Below are 16690 nucleotides of genomic sequence, written 5' to 3' on the forward strand. Positions count from 1 at the left end.
CAGGCCCGTCACGGGGACGGGCCTGATCTTAAGTCAACGCCTCAGGCGTTACCGTTCTTCATGGCTTCAAATTCATCTTCAAAGAAGAATTTTTCCTCTCCGAAGGCGGGCTCGAGCTCATGCAGCCAGGTGGCCGTTTCGCTGTATTTGGCGAAGAACGGTCGCTGCACCCAATCCGGGTTGCGGCCTTGCAGGAAGCGCAGTACGAAGACCTTCTCGCCATTGATTTCGGTGATGCCCTGGATCTCCACCTTGCCGGGACCGGCGCTCATGCTGGGGCCGCGGGCAGTGCGGGCCAGGCCGCTGACCTGCTTCATGGCCTCACGATAGATGTGATAAGCCTCGGCCAGGGGGACCTCGAAGTAGTTCTTGGCACCGGTATCCCGCTCTACAAACATGTAGTAGGGGATGATGCCCAGCTTCACTTCTTTCTTCCACAGCTTGGCCCAGGCATCGGCATCGTCGTTCACATGCTTGATCAGCGGGCCCTGGGCGCGGATCTCGGCACCGGTGGCGCGAATGCGGCGGATGGCCTCTTCCGCGATGTCTGTGGTGATCTCCTGCCAGTGGTTGTAATGGGCCATGATGGCCACGTGTTTGCCACCATCAACCAGCCTGGCGAACAGTTCGATCAGTTCGTCGGCGTCCTTGTCGGTCACGAAGCGATAGGGCCAGAAGGTCAGGGCCTTGGTGCCGATGCGGATGGTCTGGATATGATCGAACTCTGGCTGCAGCAGCGGTTCCAGGTACTGCACCAGGTTTTTGGTCTTCATTACCATCGGGTCGCCGCCGGTGACCAGCAGGTCGGTCACTTCGGTGTGCTCCTGCAGATAGCCGTGCAGTTTCTCGGCGTCGGTGCTGGCCATCTTCAGGTCCTTGTCACCGACAAACTGCGCCCAGCGGAAACAGAAGGTGCAGTAGCTGTGGCAGGTCTGGCCCTGGGACGGGAAGAACAGCACGGTTTCGCGGTACTTGTGCTGCACGCCGTCCAGCACCTCTCCGTCCAGTTCCGGCATGTTCATTTCCATCTGCCCGGCCGGGTGCGGGTTCAGTGCGTCGCGGATTTCCTTGGCAGCGGCCTGGATGTCTTTCTTGTCGGCGCCTTCCCGGTGCAGTTGCGCCATGCGCTCGTAGTGTTCGTCCTTGAGCATGCCTTTCTGTGGAAAGACCAGCTGATAGATCGGGTCGTTGGGCACCTTGTCCCAGTTGATCAGTTCGTTGATCACATATTCGTTAACCCGGAAGGGCAGCACGCTGGCCACCACTTTCATTTCAAACAGGGTTTCCTCGGGGAGATTCTGGATCGCCTCAATCTTGTCGAGCTGGCGGTCGGTAAAAACCTTGAACCGGCGCTCCTCGAATTCCTGAACCGGAATTCGGTTCGGAAAGGTGACGATGGAGTTCATGGATCGCCCTCTGTTGTGAGCCAAAGACAAAAGGAGGTGTGCCTCCTTCACTGGTTAAAAAACGGGCAGGCAAGTATACATAAATCATAATTTATTTTCAGGTCTAATTAATAAAACGGAGGTCCGGGCGAGGGTTTTCGGTCGTTCAGTCGGTATTAGCGCCTATTTGTCGTTAAAGGATGCGAAAAGTCGTGAACGACAGTTTTAGATTATTCTTAGTGTGTTGATGTAAATGAGCGCTGGGAGAGGGTTCGACCTTGGTCGGAGATCGGTTGTTTCGTGATCGGAATATCGCCATTATTGCGTAAGTAATCTAAATAAATGGCGGCTATCTGCCATTCAAACAGGTGTTTGTTTGTTTCTTAGTGTCATTTTGTAGTAAAAGAACGAAAGTTTTGCTTCTGCTGGATAGTCAGGGCTGGCAGAACCATTCTCCGCGCAATCGGTCCGTGCCAAAAGCCATACCGATAACCGTTCGCGCGGCAGGAAAAATGAGAAAGCTGTTCTATGCTTGAGAGAGGTCAATCACGCAGCTCAGCCTTTCTTACAAGCTGACGTTTCCACAAAAAAATACTGCATACCATCGCAGCTTATCGACTTCGCACCGTCTTTGGTCGCTGATCGTGGCCGGCGTTGCACCTTTTGATGCCAAGGGGAGGGTTTGATGTACCAGGATGATGATCCCATTGAAACCAGTGAATGGCTGGATGCGCTGGAATCTCTGATCGAGAACGAAGGCGTAGACCGTGCCAAATACATTCTTGAACGGCTTTCCGAGCGAGCCAGCCGCGATGGCACTGAACTGCCTTATTCCATAACCACGCCATTCCGTAACAGCATCCCTGTGACCCAGGAATCTCGCATGCCGGGCGATCTGTTCATGGAACGTCGCATTCGCTCGTTGATTCGATGGAACGCCATGGCCATGGTGGTGCGTGCCAACAAGCGCCCGGGTGACCTTGGTGGCCACATTTCCACTTTCTCCTCAGCAGCCACTCTGTACGATGTGGGCTTCAACTATTTCTTTCATGGCGGTGGTGAGGACCGTGCTTCAGACCTGGTGTATTTCCAGGGCCACGCGTCGCCGGGCATCTATGCCCGTTCCTTCCTGGAAGGTCGCTTCAGCGAAGAGCAACTGGACAAGTATCGCGAAGAAGTCGATGGCGAAGGCCTGTCTTCTTATCCACACCCCTGGCTGATGCCGGATTACTGGCAGTTCCCGACGGTTTCCATGGGACTTGGGCCAATTCAGTCCATCTACCAGGCCCACGTAATGAAGTACCTGCACAGTCGCGAGCTGATCGACATGGACGGCCGCAAAGTGTGGGCGTTTGTCGGTGACGGCGAGTGCGACGAACCGGAAACTCTGGGCTCCATCTCCAAGGCGGGCCGCGAGAAACTGGATAACCTGATCTGGGTGGTCAACTGCAACCTGCAGCGCCTGGATGGCCCGGTTCGGGGTAACGGCAAGATCGTACAGGAGCTGGAAGGTGTGTTCCGTGGCGCTGGTTGGAACGTTATCAAGGTGGTCTGGGGCCGCATGTGGGATCCGCTGTTCGACAAAGACGAAGACGGCGTGATGCAACGGGCCATGGACGAGCTTTGCGATGGCGAACTTCAGAACCTGACGTTCAAGGGCCCCGCCTATACCCGCAAGGAATTCTTCGGCAAGCATCCGGAGCTGGCCAAGCTGGCGGAAAACCTGTCGGACGAGGATATCAGCAAGCTGAACCGCGGCGGCCACGACCCTTACAAGGTCTACGCGGCTTATCACAAGGCCGTGAACCAGGCCAACGGCAAGCCGACCGTGATTCTTGCCCACACCATCAAGGGCTATGGTTTTGGTGCGGCGGGCGAAGCCCAGAACACCGCGCACTCTTTGAAGAAGCTGGACATCGATACCCTGAAAGCGTTCCGGGATCGTTTCGGTGTGCCGCTGAAAGACGAAGAACTGGAAGACGTACCTTATTACCGTCCGGCGCCGGACAGCCCGGAGCTGGTCTATATGAAGAAGCGCCGGCAGGAGCTGGGTGGTTTCTATCCCAAGCGCAACAAGGATTGCCAGCCGCTGCAGATTCCCGAACTGGATATCTTCAAGCAGGTGCTGGAAGGGTCTGACGGCCGTGAGATCTCCACTACCATGGCCTTTGTCCGCATTCTGAGTGCCCTGGTCAAAGACAAGCGCATCGGCAAGCGCGTCGTGCCTATCGTGCCGGACGAAGCCCGTACTTTCGGTATGGAAGGCATGTTCCGTCAGTTGGGTATCTACACGGCGGAAGGCCAGAAGTACGTGCCTCAGGATCGTGACCAGATCATGTACTACCGGGAAGACAAGAAGGGGCAGATCCTGCAGGAAGGCATCAATGAAGACGGTGCCATGTCCACCTGGATGGCGGCGGCTACGTCATACAGTACCAACAGTTTCCCGCTGATTCCGTTCTACGTGTTCTACTCCATGTTCGGCTTCCAGCGGGTAGGAGACCTGGCCTGGGCCTCGGGCGACATGCAGGCCCGCGGCTTCCTGATCGGCGGCACTGCCGGCCGGACTACTCTGAACGGTGAGGGCTTGCAGCACCAGGACGGCCACAGCCACATTCTGGCCAACACCATTCCCAACTGTAAGGCCTACGACCCGGCTTACGGCTACGAGATGGCCGTGGTGATCCGTCATGGTATGAAGGAGATGTTTGAAGACAACCAGAACGTCTTCTACTACCTGACCATCGAAAACGAGAACTACGAACAGCCGGCGATGCCGAAAGACTCTGAAGACGGCATCATCAAGGGTATGTACAAGTTCGAGTCGGTGGAAACCAAGGGCCGCAAGAAGAGCCCGCGGGTTCAGCTGCTGGGCTCCGGCGCGATCATGAACGAGGTCCGTGCCGCGGCGCAGATGCTGAAGGACGACTGGGGTGTGGCCTCGGATGTCTGGAGTGTCACCAGCTTCAACGAACTGGCCCGTGATGGCCAGCATGTGGAACGCTGGAACCACCTGCACCCGGATGACAAGCCGCGCAAGGCCTACGTCACGCAGTGCCTGGAAAAGGCTCAGGGCCCTGTGGTGTCGTCTACCGACTACATCAAACTGCACTCCGAGCAGTTGCGGGCATTCATCCCGAAAACCTACATGACCCTGGGCACCGACGGTTTCGGCCGCAGCGATACCCGTGAGAAGCTCCGTAACTTCTTCGAGGTGGATCGTTACTATGTGGCAGTGACTGCACTGGCCGCCCTGGCTAAAGATGGTGAGATCAAACAGGAGCAGGTTCTCGAAGCCATGCGCAAGTACGGAATCGATCGCAACAAACCGAACCCGGTGCTGAGCTAAGGAGACCGCCATGAGTGAACAGGAAATCAAGGTTCCCGATCTCGGCGGTGCTGATGAAGTCGAGATCATCGAAATCATCGTCAGTGAAGGGGATTCGGTAGAGGAAGAAGATCCGATTCTGACCGTGGAATCCGACAAAGCCTCGGTAGAACTGCCGGCCCCCGCCGCCGGCAAGATCACCAAAATCACCGTCAAGGTGGGTGACAAGGTGAAAGAGGGCGACGTGATCGGCATGCTGGCCGCCAGCGGTGATGCTGGGGGCTCGGACGATGCCGGGGATGACAAGTCGGAACAGGCCGAGGAAAAAACCGAGGCGCCATCTGAGGCCAAATCGGAAGACACCAAGTCGGCTCCGAAAAAGAAGAAGTCTGGTGGCTCTCGCACCGAAGTGGTGAAAGTGCCTTCGCTGGATGGCTTTGAAGATGTGCCGGTGATTGAAATCAACGTGGCTGAAGGCGATACGGTTGGCGAGGAAGACCCGCTGGTAACAGTGGAGTCCGACAAGGCCACCATGGAAATTCCATCGCCCTACGCGGGCAAGATCGGCAAGATTCTGGTGAAGGAAGGCGACAAGCTCTCCGAAGGTTCAGACCTCCTGGAAATGACCATCGAAGACGATGGTGACGACGAGGACGAATCGGCAGATTCCGGTGACAGCGCCCAGGCAGACAGCCAGGAAAGTAAACCGGAGAAACCCCAGGGCAAACAGGAATCCGAGCCTCAGCCGCAGGGCTCTACCTACGAGCCACCGTCACCTGGCACCAAGGTGCACGCCGGTCCGGCCGTGCGTAAACTGGCCCGGGAACTGGGGGCAGACCTCACGCGCGTGAAAGGTTCAGGCCCAAAAGGCCGGATCGTGAAAGACGATGTGCACGCCTACGTGAAGAGCCAGTTGCAGCAGTCCCAGCAGGGCAGTGGCGTAGCCACTGGCTCTGGCATTCCGGGCGTGAAGCTGCCGGACTTCAGCCAGTTTGGTGAGATCGAGCGTGAAGGCATGTCCCGCATGATGGCGGCCACGGCCACCAACATGCAGCGCAGTTGGCTGAACGTGCCCCACGTAACCCAGTTCGACGATGCCGACATCACCGAAATGGAAGCCTTCCGCAAGGGCCAGAAAGCGGCCGGCGAAAAGCGTGGCGTGAAAATGACCCCGCTGCCGTTCCTGCTCAAGGCCTGCGCGGCGGCACTGGCGGAACTGCCTCAGTTCAACGTGTCCCTGGACATGGAGCGCAAAGAGGTGGTGCGCAAGAAGTACATCCACATCGGCATTGCGGTGGATACGCCTCATGGCCTGATGGTTCCGGTGATCCGGGATGTCGACCAGAAAGGCCTGTGGGAGCTGGCGGCAGAAAGCGCCGAGCTGGCCCAGAAGGCGAGGGACAAGCAGCTGAAGCCGGCAGAAATGCAGGGCGCCTGCTTTACCATCACCAGCCTGGGCGGTATTGGTGGCACCGCGTTCACACCGATTGTGAACACGCCGGAAGTGGCGATCCTGGGTGTCTCCAAGGCTTCTATGAAGCCGGTGTGGGACGGCAAGGAGTTCCAGCCGCGGCTGATGCTTCCGCTGTCGCTGTCTTACGACCACCGTGCGGTGAACGGGGCAGATGCGGCCCGGTTTACCAACCTGCTGACGCAGCTGCTGGGGGATATTCGGACCTTGTTGCTGTAGTCCTGAGTCGAGGGCCGCTCCGTAGCTTTTTAGTTGCTGGGCGGCTTTCTCGGTTTTGCGTTGAGTCTGGCCAAATCTCTACCAATTTGCTGCATCAGGCTCGTTCTGACTTTCGGCCTCCGACGGATGCCCCTGTCGGCCGCCGTTTATGGCTGGCGTAAGGTATCTACTCTGCTGAAGCCATACGTTGCCGGCGTCTCCTTGGTGAGTGTGCCCAACTATTCCTCATGATATCCAGCCGCCCCGGGGTGTTCAGCCGCAGCACCTGAAGTGCCATCTCGTCGTTTTTCTGTTTCCAGGTGTCGTTATCCATGTCCCGCCAGTAACGGGGTGGGCGGTTTGTTCGCCGGTCGTGTTCGGCGGTGACGGGGTCGTTGGGGCGGTGTTCTTCCCAGAGGGGAATGTCCGGCAGGGGGCGGCTGGTATCCATGAAGTTCTGGAACATGTCCCACAGGGCATAGCATTCCTCGGGGTTGGTTTTGCCGATCAGGGTGCCGATGGGGATCAGGATGTTGCGGTACCGGTGGGCCAGGTACAGGGTGTGCACCACCCCGCCGCCGTGGATCAGTTCGTTGGAGGTGTAGGCATCGAACTCGTAAAACGGGGCGGACTCTTCTTCTGGCTGGCCGATTTGGCCCCAGGTGCCTTTTTTATCGTAGTGAAACACCGTCACCAGGCCGGTGCGGCGATTGAGTTCCCACAGCGGGCCCTTGTCCGGCTTGATGAGCTGCCGGGGGAAGAGTTTGAACAGGGCGGTGGGGATGAGGTTGCAGGCGATAAAGGGCGCGTAGACAAGGGCGACAAAGGGTGAAAAATCGACGATTGCATCGATAAAGCCAGTTCCAGAGGGTTGGTGATACCAATTGGTTAAAAACGTGAAAAGCATGGGGAAGGCAATGAATGCCATAATTATTGGATTGCCAAACGCATTGAAAAACAAAAGGATGCGTGTTCTTAATGCTGCTGTGGCATGACGATAGCGCTCGTGGTCAATGCGCTGATGGAAATCAATGTTGGCGAAATGATTCGGCTCCTTTTCGAAACGTCTGAGTGTTGATGGGGAATAATCCGTCCGATAAGACTGAGGGGCCACATCCTCTGTGTGCCCCCAAGGCAGCTTCCGATCGGCTTTTTGGTTAAACCAGGGCAGCGCCGGATTAGCACCCGGTGCCGGACGCTTTTGCTGGGGAAGCTGTTCGGAATTGTAGGCTTTCGGGCCGTAGTATCCCGATGCAGGTTTATCCGTTGTCATCCCGTGGTTCCCAAAACGTTCACTCAGTGGCCTGCCGTGAGGCAAGGGGCTTCCGGGGCCTGGGCCTCGGTGAGTAGGTCCAACTGTTCCGCATAATATCCAGCCGCCCCGGGGTGTTCAGCCGCAGCACCTGAAGCGCCATCTCGTCGTTTTTCTGTTTCCAGGTTTCGTTATCCATATCCCGCCAGTAACGGGGTGGCCGGTTTGTTCGTCGGTCGTGTTCGGCGGTGATCGGGTCATTGGCGCGATGTTCTTCCCAGAGGGGAATGTCCGGCAGTGGCCGGCTGGTGTCCATGAAGTTCTGGAACATGTCCCAAAGGGCGTAGCACTCCTCGGGGTTGGTTTTGCCGATGAGGGTGCCGATGGGGATCAGGATGTTGCGGTACCGGTGGGCCAGGTACAGGGTATGCACCACCCCGCCGCCGTGGATCAGTTCGTTAGAGGTGTAGGCATCGAACTCGTAAAACGGGGCGGTTTCTTCTTCCGGCTGGCCGGTTTGGCCCCAGGTGCCTTTTTTATCGTAGTGAAACACCGTTACCAGGCCGGTGCGGCGATTGAGTTCCCACAGCGGGCCCTTGTCCGGCTTGATGAGCTGCCGGGGGAAGAGTTTGAACAGGGCGGTGGGGATGAGGTTGCAGGCGAAAAGGGGGCCAAATACCCATGCGGCGAAATAGGCCCAGTCCGCTAGATAATCAAGATGGCCCACACTTTCCGGCTTATCGTAGTAATAAACTCCCAAAGTGAAGAGCATGGGTATGGCTACGAAACCAATGATTATTGGGTTACCGAAACCACTCAAAAACAAAAGAATCTGAGTCCGTAAAGCTGCTTTGGCATGGCGATAGCGCTCGTGGTCAATACGCTGGTGGAAATCAACGTTAGCGAAATTGTTCGGTTCCTTCTCGAAGCGTCTGAGCGTCGTTGGGGAATAATCCGCACGATAAGACTGAGGGGCCACATCCTCTGTGTGCCCCCAGGGCAGCTTCCGGTCGGCTTTTTGGTTAAACCAGGGCAGTGCCGGGTTGGCGCCCGGTGCCGGGCGCTTTTGCTGGGGGAGGTGTTCGGAGTGATAGGCTTCCGGGCCGTAGTATCCCGATGCAGGTTTATCGGTTGTCATGCCGTGGTTACCAATACGTTCACTCAGTGGCCTGCCTTGAAGTAACGGGCCGCTGTCGCCGAGGCCTTGGTGAGTACGCCCAACTATTCCTCATGATATCCAGCCGCCCTGGGGTGTTCAGCCGCAGCACCTGCAGCGCCATCTCGTCGTTTTTCTGTTTCCAGGTGTCGTTGTCCATGTCCCGCCAGTAACGGGGCGGGCGATTGGTTCGTCGGTCGTGTTCGGCGGTAACCGGGTCATTGGCGCGATGCTCTTCCCACAGGGGAATGTCCGGCAGCGGCCGGCTGGTGTCCATGAAGTTCTGGAACATGTCCCACAGGGCGTAGCACTCCTCGGGGTTGGTTTTGCCGATCAGGGTGCCGATGGGGATCAGGATGTTGCGGTACCGGTGGGCCAGGTACAGGGTGTGCACCACCCCACCGCCGTGGATCAATTCGTTGGAGGTATAGGCGTCGAATTCGTAAAACGGCGCTGACTCTTCTTCTGGCTGGCCGGTTTTGCCCCAGGTGCCTTTTTTATCGTAGTGAAACACCGTTACCAGGCCGGTGCGGCGATTGAGTTCCCACAGCGGGCCCTTGTCCGGCTTGATGAGCTGCCGGGGGAAGAGTTTGAACAGGGCGGTGGGGATGAGATTGCAGGCGATAAGGGGAACAAATACCCAAGAAAGCGCCCATAGGATCTCTATGAAATAGTCAACGTGATCCGTGCTGCTGGGTTTGTGGTAATAGGCAATTGCGACGGCAATGAGCATCGGAATTGAAACAATACCGATAAGTATAGGGTGACCAAACGCGCTAAAAAATAGAAGGATACGGGTTCTTAGTGCCGCCGTAGCATGGCGATAGCATTCATGGTCAATGCGCTGATGGCTCTGAAGGTCTCCGAACGGGGTCGGGTTTTTCTCGAACTGCCGGAGCACTTCGGGACGATTTCGCCGTCGAATGATCTGTGGCACGACATCCTCTGTGTGCCCCCAAGGCAGTTTCCGGTCGGCTTTTTGGTTAAACCAGGGCAGTGCCGGGTTGGCGCCCGGTGCCGGGCGCTTTTGTTGGGGGAGGTGTTCGGAATCGTAGGCCTTCGGGCCGTAATATCCCGATGAAGGTTTATCGGTTGTCATCCCGTGGCTCCCGAGTTGCTGAATTCATTGATCCAGAAAAGCTGATTTTTGTCGCTGAAGTCCTGCTCCGTATGCTCATTGTCTCTGGCGTCGAAAATAGTTGAATCCTTGGGTGGCGGTGCGGGGAACGCGAGTTCCCGGATGCCCGTTTCCACACGGATTTGGGCTTTTGGTTGCCAGGTATAGCTCACATTGTGAGTGCTGAGCGGTATGCCAAGGAATTTGGTCGTTTCCGTATGGGGGGAGGGTGTTCTGACGATGTATTCGTAACCATCCGGCGTGACGCCCTCCCGGAGAATGTAGCTTTGCATTTCGGTGTCTGGAACTTGCTGAGGGGCCAATGGAACCGAGTGGTTACTGTCTTGCTTAACTCGGTGGCTGAGCAGTTGAAGCTTGAACGTCATTTGTTGTTCCGTGAAGCCGGTCAAGCCCGGTAAATTGGTTTCCAGGCGGATGAGGTGTGTTGCCTGGGCAAGATCATGATTGTCCAACCCCTGGCGTTTCAGCGCTACGCGGGTAATTTCCGGAATCGGGGATAGGGTTACTCGCACCTGAGAGAGCAAGTACACCAGCCGGTACCAGGCTTCCAGTGCGTTGTTGTCGCCTTGCAGATGCGGCAGTCCGTCGTGTTCGCCGAAAGGACCATTCTTCAGCCAGTTCTCTATCGGTTCGTCTTCGTAGAGTGCAACAAGTGCCGCACCCCCGAGGATCAGGCAGAGGCCGGCCCAGCCCAGAGGGCCCATGCCTAGCAGAGTGAGTTGGGCTGGAATCATCGCTGATAGCGTTGTTGCAACTCCCCCTACAGTAACAATGCCATGCCCGAGTGCTGCCTGATCGCCTGTATTTATTGCATAAATGGTGTCAGACAGACTGACGCCTGTGAGGGCCAACCCTCCAATACCGCCGAGCAGCATTTTTACGGTCAGCGCTTTTGCGCCGAAGAATTGGGCGATAGCGGTGGCAGCTTGGTGCTCGAACTCATAGCTGAGAGCGGCAGCGATGCTTCGCTTGAGGGCTTCATTCGCAAACCTCTCTGCCAACAGAATACTAGCGAGGGCCGCACCAAATAGAGATGTGCCGGACCCCGTTACCGCTCGGCTAAGCCCTCGTGTTCTTGTGGTTTCGTTAAACGTATCAAACGCATTCGCCACATTAACCGCCTCTATAGCCAGCACCACCAACGGCAATGCCGGTGTATTCAGCACCCGGTGCAACCGGCTTCGCTCGGCAGCGTTGAGGTCCACCCGGTGCGCCTTCGCTTCGCCCTCCAGCTTGCGAATCTCCGCATTGATATCCCGAATTTGGCCGCCGGTCTGTTTCAGTTCGTCGACCACCTGATTGTAACGGCTCTGGGTCGCCTGCAACTTCGCCCTGAGTTCTTCGTGGTTGCCATTGGCTTCGGCCAGGGCCCGGCGTGCCAGGGTCAGCTGATTCTCGGCCCGAGTCAGTGCCTGGATAGCCTGGGTGGTGGGCTTGTCCCGGCTCAGAACCCAAACCAGGGCCTTGCCTGCGGCGGGTGTTTCCGGGTTATAGCGTGCGCCATCTGGCCCCAGGTCTTCCAGGCCGAGTACGTATTTGCCTTGGGCAATGGCGTCGCTCAGGGGCATTTGCCTCAAATCGGGTAACAGTTCAGGCATGGCGCGGCGTATACCTTCCATCGGGTTCGCCATGGCGGCAATGCGCTGGGCCATCAGGCGCTGCTGGATAGCCTGCCGGGTTTGGGCGTGTTGCTTTTCCAACCGGGCACTGGCGTCATCGAAGTCTTTGAGGGCTTTGGCGGCGGCCTGTTCTTTCCTGAATGCTTGGTCGCTGTTGCGATTCATCCATTCGCGGCTGGCCGCGTCGTGTTCGGCTTTCAGGGCTGCGCGGCGCTGGGCCAGGCGGGTTTGTTCGTCAGTCAGGTTCTGGAGTTGTCTGTCGTTGTTCTCCAGCGCGGCCATGGCGGAACGGATGGACTGGTGTAATTCACTGTGCGAGCTGTCCAATGCCTTCATGCCGGAGTTCATGCCCGCGAGCATCAGTGTGGTCAGTGCGCCGCTTTGAATGTCATCAGCTAAACGCAGTCCTTCCACCGTCAGTATTTCGCTCAAATCCTCCGGCAAATCCAGCGTTTCCAGGGCGGCGAGGGCGGCGCCCCGGAATACACCCGTGCCATCGTTGGGTTCGGGCGTTTCCGGGTGCTGGTAAGGTTCGGTTTGGCTGTCTGGTGTGGTTTGCGGCCACAACATGCGGGCGAGAGAGACTTCTTCTCGCGAGGCACTGGCGGCGGCCTGTTCGGTACAAAGCGACCTTACCCAGGCCTTCCCGTCGCTGTCCGGGCTGGGCTGGCTGTGTTCCGGGTCCAGTGGGTCCTGCTTGCAGGCGGGCTCCAGGGTGTCGCTGATAAAATGCCCGGCGCAACGGAAAGCACCGGCATAGTCGAAACCTTCGGTGCTGAACAGGTCCGCCAGGGCTTGTTGATAGGGCTGGCGTTTCAGGCATTGCAGCAGTTCGGCCTGGGCCAGGGTCAGGTAGTGTTGGCCCAGGGTGCGCTCTTCGGTCATCAGTATCCGGCGAATCTTTTGCCGGCCACTGGAGGGCAGCGCCAGGCTGTATTTGGCCAGCGGGTTCTTCTGGCGACCGATCCGGCCCGGCAGGATGATCTGGTTTACCAGGAGGGCGTTTTCCAGTTGCGGATTTTTACGGGCTTTTTCGGCACACAGTGCCAGCAGGTGGCGCGCCGTGTTGATGCGTGCTTGCTGGTGCCGCATCTCGTAAAAATGATCTTCAATGCGCAGGCCGCAAACGCCCCGGTTTCTCAAATCCTCAAGGGCGTCTGTCTGGCAATCGCTGGTTCGCCACTCATCGTAGCTGAATGGCCGCTTCGCTGGGGTTTCGCTAGCGCGGTCCAGATCTTTTTGAATCGCAATGCCGAGCGCAGCCGGCTCGGGGTGTTCGAAGGGGGCCAGGGGCTCGGTGCGCTCACCGGCATTCCACTCTTCATAAAGGCTAGCCGCCATATCCAGTGCTTTGCCGGCGTAGGTTCCGGTGGTATCGGCCAGGTACTCCCAGGGCCGCTCAAACTGCCATTCTTTGGCGGGTGCCCTGGGCCTTTGTGCTTCAACTTTGTCTAATCGGAATACGGTTCGTTTAGCGGCATCTGGCCAGCGGGCAAAGCCCATCTGGGGTTGGTCGGCGGGGTAAAGGTCCCGGAACTGGCTGCACCGGTAATGTCGAAGCCCGGAATCGCTCTGCAGGCAATTCAGCCGTGCCGCAGAGAGGGGAGATTCGCTGAAGGCGGCTTCAAGAGATTGGTCCTGGCCGTCAAGGCGCACGGGTACCCACACATCGGCCAGCGGTTTGCCCACGGCGGGGCGACGGTCTTCGGTAAATTGTCCGTCTTCCGTGCGATGGTCCGCGAGCCTTACGTCGCGGAATTGCGGCCGGTTGCCTTCCCAGGCGATTTGCAGCTCTCGCCAGAGCGTGCCGTTGCGGAAAAGATACAGAAACCCGGGGCGGGCGAGAGCCGGCCAGGTCAGGTGCTTGCCTTCGTGATTCATTCCCCGCACCCAGGCCATGGGCACGGTGGGCATCAGGATGTTGGCGGTGGTTTCGGAATGGATGCTTTCGGGCGCCGGAGCATCCGTGAGCGGAAGGTGAATCGGCGCGCCGGATTCTGCATCCACTTCCAGCACCGCCCGGCTGGCGGGCTGGTTGCGCCAGGGCCAGATGTGCAGGGCGGATTCCGCATTGCTGACCTCGCGCAGATAACTTTTCTGGATACCATCCGGCAGGCGCCGTTCAACCCCGGGGAACGGGGCTTCTGCCGTCTGAAAAACCACCGGGCGTTGCTCCTGGCTGTGCTTGCTGCCAAGCACAGCGACGATGAAATCACAGAAGGTGCAGGGAGGGCCGTCTGAAAGGCGGCTGTGGGCCAGATTGCTCATGGTGACATTCCTTATCAATGGCTGAGAGAAGCTTCTTGCTTCAATGCTTCGAAATTTTATATGGCCCGGATTGTGATGTCACATTGCTGTGCCTGTCAGTGCCGGAATGTGTGATGCGTTTCGGTAGCTTGAAACCGGGCCGGGCTAAAGCGATAGTGGGCGTGACAACAGCGTTAAAGCGGTATTACCGATGGCTAACAAAGCAAGTTTCAACTGGGAAGACCCCCTGCTTTTGGACCAGCAACTGACCGAAGAAGAACGCATGGTGCGGGACAGCGCCCGCCAGTTTGCCGAGAGCAAGTTGCGGCCTCGGGTTCTGGACGCGTTTCGCAATGAACAGACGGATCCGGAAATCTTCCGGGGAATGGGTGAGACCGGCCTGCTGGGTTGCACCATTCCTGAACAGTATGGCGGCAGTGGTCTGAACTACGTTTGCTATGGCCTGATTGCCCGGGAAGTGGAGCGGGTGGATTCCGGCTATCGTTCCATGATGAGTGTGCAGTCCTCCCTGGTGATGGTGCCCATCTACGAATTCGGCAACGAAGAAACCCGCCAGAAATACCTGCCCAAACTCGCTTCTGGTGAGTGGATCGGCTGCTTTGGCCTGACCGAGCCTAATCACGGCTCTGATCCAGGCTCAATGATCACCCGTGCCCGCAAGGTGGAAGGTGGCTATCGCCTGACCGGCAGCAAGATGTGGATCACCAACAGCCCCATTGCCGACGTGTTTGTGGTGTGGGCCAAGGACGACGATGGCGCAATCCGTGGTTTCGTACTGGAGAAGGGCTGGGAAGGCCTGAGTGCCCCAGCGATTCATGGCAAGGTAGGCCTGCGGGCCTCCATCACCGGCGAAATTGTGATGGATGGCGTGTTTGTGCCAGAGGAAAATGCCTTCCCGAATGTGCGTGGGCTGAAGGGGCCGTTCACCTGCCTGAATTCCGCCCGCTATGGTATTTCCTGGGGCGCCCTGGGTGCAGCCGAGGATTGCTGGCACACCGCCCGACAATACGTGCTGGACCGCCAACAGTTCGGCCGGCCCCTGGCAGCCAATCAGCTGATCCAGAAAAAACTGGCGGACATGCAGACCGAGATCTCACTGGCCCTGCAAGGCTGCCTGCGTCTAGGCAGAATGAAAGATGAGGGCACTGCGGCGGTGGAAATTACCTCCATCATGAAACGCAACTCCTGCGGCAAGGCTCTGGATGTGGCCAGGCTCGCCCGGGACATGCTTGGTGGTAACGGCATCAGCGACGAATTCGGCGTGGCGCGCCACCTGGTGAACCTGGAAGTGGTGAACACATATGAAGGCACCCACGATGTCCATGCCCTGATTCTGGGGCGGGCACAGACCGGGATCCAAGCTTTCTTCTGAAGGCTGGTGTAATGCTGAAACGGGCTGTCCTTCTGTGGGGCAGCCCGTTTTTTTATGGCTGGAGTTCAGTCTGATCGAAACAACAGTCAGACTGAAAGCGCGTCAGTTGGCAAAGAACATCCAGTCGAAATAATCGTGCAGATCCTGCATGGCCCAGGCTTCTGCCGGTTGGGTCAGTTCGAACAACAGGTTTTGGTCTTTGGCGAGTTTCATGGCGTTACCTCACGTCGTTGCGATGGGAATGCGAGTTCGCTGTCGCCAGCGTATCCAAGCTTTTGCATTGGCCGTGCCAAATCTCGGGTATTAACGTAAGTCTATGAAAGAACGGAGTGAGGGACGATTGGTTTTAAGGCTGGATACAGTGACGTGTACTGGAATGGTGCCGGCGCACCATCCTGGAACGAATTACCCCGGCCGGAGCCGGGGTAATTCTGAGTTAACTTCTGATAGGAAGGATCAGAAGTTGTACTGTGCTGCGAACATGATGCGGTTGGCGTCTTTGCTGTCGCCATCCACATTTTCTGTGTCCCAGTAGCCGTATTCAACGCCCATCATGGTGTTCTTCACCGGAGTCCACTGGTAGTTCAGGAACACGTTCTGGTTGGTCTCTTGGGCATTGGCCACGCCAGCGATGTTGTCGTCTTCGGCATCATCCCAGTCAGCTTTGGTCATGCCGTAGCCGAGATTGATGCTTCTGCCGCCACCCAGGCTGATTCCGGCCCCGATTGAGCCACCGTAAGTTGTGATGGTTTCGAGGCTGTCGCCATCGAGGTAGGCGTCGTTAGCGCCCGACAGGTAGACGTAGCTGTTTGCGCCATTACCATAGTTAAGCGCACCCTGAACTGTAACCATGTCGGTCAGCTGGAACTTAAGTGCACCAAATGCGGCAAAGCCGATGGCTGAGTCGTCGTCGCTGCCATCGTCATAGCTAACCTGTTTCATCAGCGCCGCAGCCGAGTAGGACACAGCGCCGGCTGAATCCTCCATCCGAACCGTAAAGGTTGGCATGCTATCTTTTGCAGAGCTCAGTGTTGACCGCTCGCTTTCGGCAGCGTCCCATGCGTAGATCGAACCCTTATTTTCTTCAACAGAGAACGAGAAGGGGCCGCTGGTGTAACGAGCCTGAACGCTCCGGAGTTGATAACCGGCCCAACCTGCCTGGCCGGTAAAGTCCAGGACTGAAGTATTGCCGACGAAAGAGTTGTAGTTTGACCAGGTTTGACCGATCAACCAGTTTTCATACTGACCGTAGGCGTGACGAAGACGGAAGTCGCCACCGTAAAAATCGCCCTCAACGTTTACTTTTACGCCCTCTGAGTGTGTGGCAGTAAAGCCGAAGCGCGACTGTTGGGCAGAGGCGCCGAAGTGCCCGTCAATTTCATCGTTTGAGCTGGCGAGATTGCCGAAGGAGCCTGACTGACTGCTATCAGCAATGTCAGCATCCATGTCATAGCTGGCATTCATGCGCACATAGCCGTAGAGGCTAGTGTCCCTTAACAAAAG

At 57.4% G+C, this 16690-nt stretch carries 9 protein-coding genes; 3 read left to right on the forward strand and 6 right to left on the reverse strand.

Features of this window, described 5'->3' with window-relative positions; genetic code table 11:
* Positions 1-41 precede the first annotated feature (41 nt).
* A complete protein-coding gene (locus Q674_RS36870; RefSeq protein WP_011786741.1) occupies positions 42-1406 on the reverse strand; it encodes a KamA family radical SAM protein in 1365 nt (454 codons plus the stop codon).
* A gap of 664 nt (positions 1407-2070) precedes the next feature.
* On the opposite strand from Q674_RS36870, the gene aceE reads away from it, so the two are divergent.
* Together aceE and aceF are read left to right on the forward strand one after the other, a co-directional pair.
* Positions 2071-4734, forward strand: a complete 2664-nt coding sequence (aceE, locus tag Q674_RS36875; protein WP_011786740.1) for a pyruvate dehydrogenase (acetyl-transferring), homodimeric type — start codon at positions 2071-2073, stop codon at positions 4732-4734.
* Positions 4735-4744: 10 nt separating this feature from the next.
* Positions 4745-6403, forward strand: coding sequence for a dihydrolipoyllysine-residue acetyltransferase (gene aceF, locus Q674_RS36880; protein ID WP_011786739.1), 1659 nt, complete (start codon positions 4745-4747; stop codon positions 6401-6403).
* A 166-nt stretch (positions 6404-6569) separates the two neighbouring features.
* On the opposite strand, the gene Q674_RS36885 is transcribed toward aceF, so the two are convergent.
* The 4 genes from Q674_RS36885 to Q674_RS36900 are packed head-to-tail and all read right to left on the reverse strand — an operon-like array spanning position 6570 to position 13815.
* Entirely contained in the window at positions 6570-7655 is a 1086-nt protein-coding gene (locus Q674_RS36885; RefSeq protein WP_011786738.1) for a hypothetical protein, read from the reverse strand.
* A 19-nt stretch (positions 7656-7674) separates the two neighbouring features.
* A complete protein-coding gene (locus tag Q674_RS36890; protein ID WP_011786737.1) occupies positions 7675-8772 on the reverse strand; it encodes a hypothetical protein in 1098 nt (365 codons plus the stop codon).
* Between the two features lie 19 nt (positions 8773-8791).
* Positions 8792-9889, reverse strand: a complete 1098-nt coding sequence (locus Q674_RS36895; RefSeq protein ID WP_011786736.1) for a hypothetical protein — start codon at positions 9887-9889, stop codon at positions 8792-8794.
* Positions 9886-13815, reverse strand: coding sequence for a hypothetical protein (locus tag Q674_RS36900; protein WP_011786735.1), 3930 nt, complete (start codon positions 13813-13815; stop codon positions 9886-9888). The genes Q674_RS36895 and Q674_RS36900 overlap by 4 nt, the downstream gene beginning before the upstream one ends.
* Positions 13816-14005: 190 nt before the next feature.
* On the opposite strand from Q674_RS36900, the gene Q674_RS36905 reads away from it, so the two are divergent.
* Positions 14006-15187: an acyl-CoA dehydrogenase gene (locus Q674_RS36905; protein WP_011786734.1), complete on the forward strand. Its 1182-nt coding sequence runs from the start codon at positions 14006-14008 to the stop codon at positions 15185-15187.
* Between the two features lie 456 nt (positions 15188-15643).
* Here Q674_RS36905 and Q674_RS36910 read toward each other — a convergent pair.
* The coding region (locus tag Q674_RS36910; RefSeq protein WP_031210363.1) for a DcaP family trimeric outer membrane transporter at positions 15644-16690 on the reverse strand (1047 nt) is incomplete at its 5' end.

Source organism: Marinobacter sp. EVN1, from assembly GCF_000475375.1.
Taxonomy (GTDB): domain Bacteria; phylum Pseudomonadota; class Gammaproteobacteria; order Pseudomonadales; family Oleiphilaceae; genus Marinobacter; species Marinobacter nauticus.

Bases quoted from the DNA above. Each gene is read 5' to 3' on its own strand.
- aceF (WP_011786739.1), top strand. From the start codon at position 4,745: ATGAGTGAACAGGAAATCAAGGTTCCCGATCTCGGCGGTGCTGATGAA.
- Q674_RS36905 (WP_011786734.1), top strand. From the start codon at position 14,006: ATGGCTAACAAAGCAAGTTTCAACTGGGAAGACCCCCTGCTTTTGGAC.
- Q674_RS36900 (WP_011786735.1), bottom strand. From the start codon at position 13,815: ATGAGCAATCTGGCCCACAGCCGCCTTTCAGACGGCCCTCCCTGCACC.
- aceE (WP_011786740.1), top strand. From the start codon at position 2,071: ATGTACCAGGATGATGATCCCATTGAAACCAGTGAATGGCTGGATGCG.
- Q674_RS36890 (WP_011786737.1), bottom strand. From the start codon at position 8,772: ATGACAACCGATAAACCTGCATCGGGATACTACGGCCCGGAAGCCTAT.
- Q674_RS36895 (WP_011786736.1), bottom strand. From the start codon at position 9,889: ATGACAACCGATAAACCTTCATCGGGATATTACGGCCCGAAGGCCTAC.
- Q674_RS36870 (WP_011786741.1), bottom strand. From the start codon at position 1,406: ATGAACTCCATCGTCACCTTTCCGAACCGAATTCCGGTTCAGGAATTC.
- Q674_RS36885 (WP_011786738.1), bottom strand. From the start codon at position 7,655: ATGACAACGGATAAACCTGCATCGGGATACTACGGCCCGAAAGCCTAC.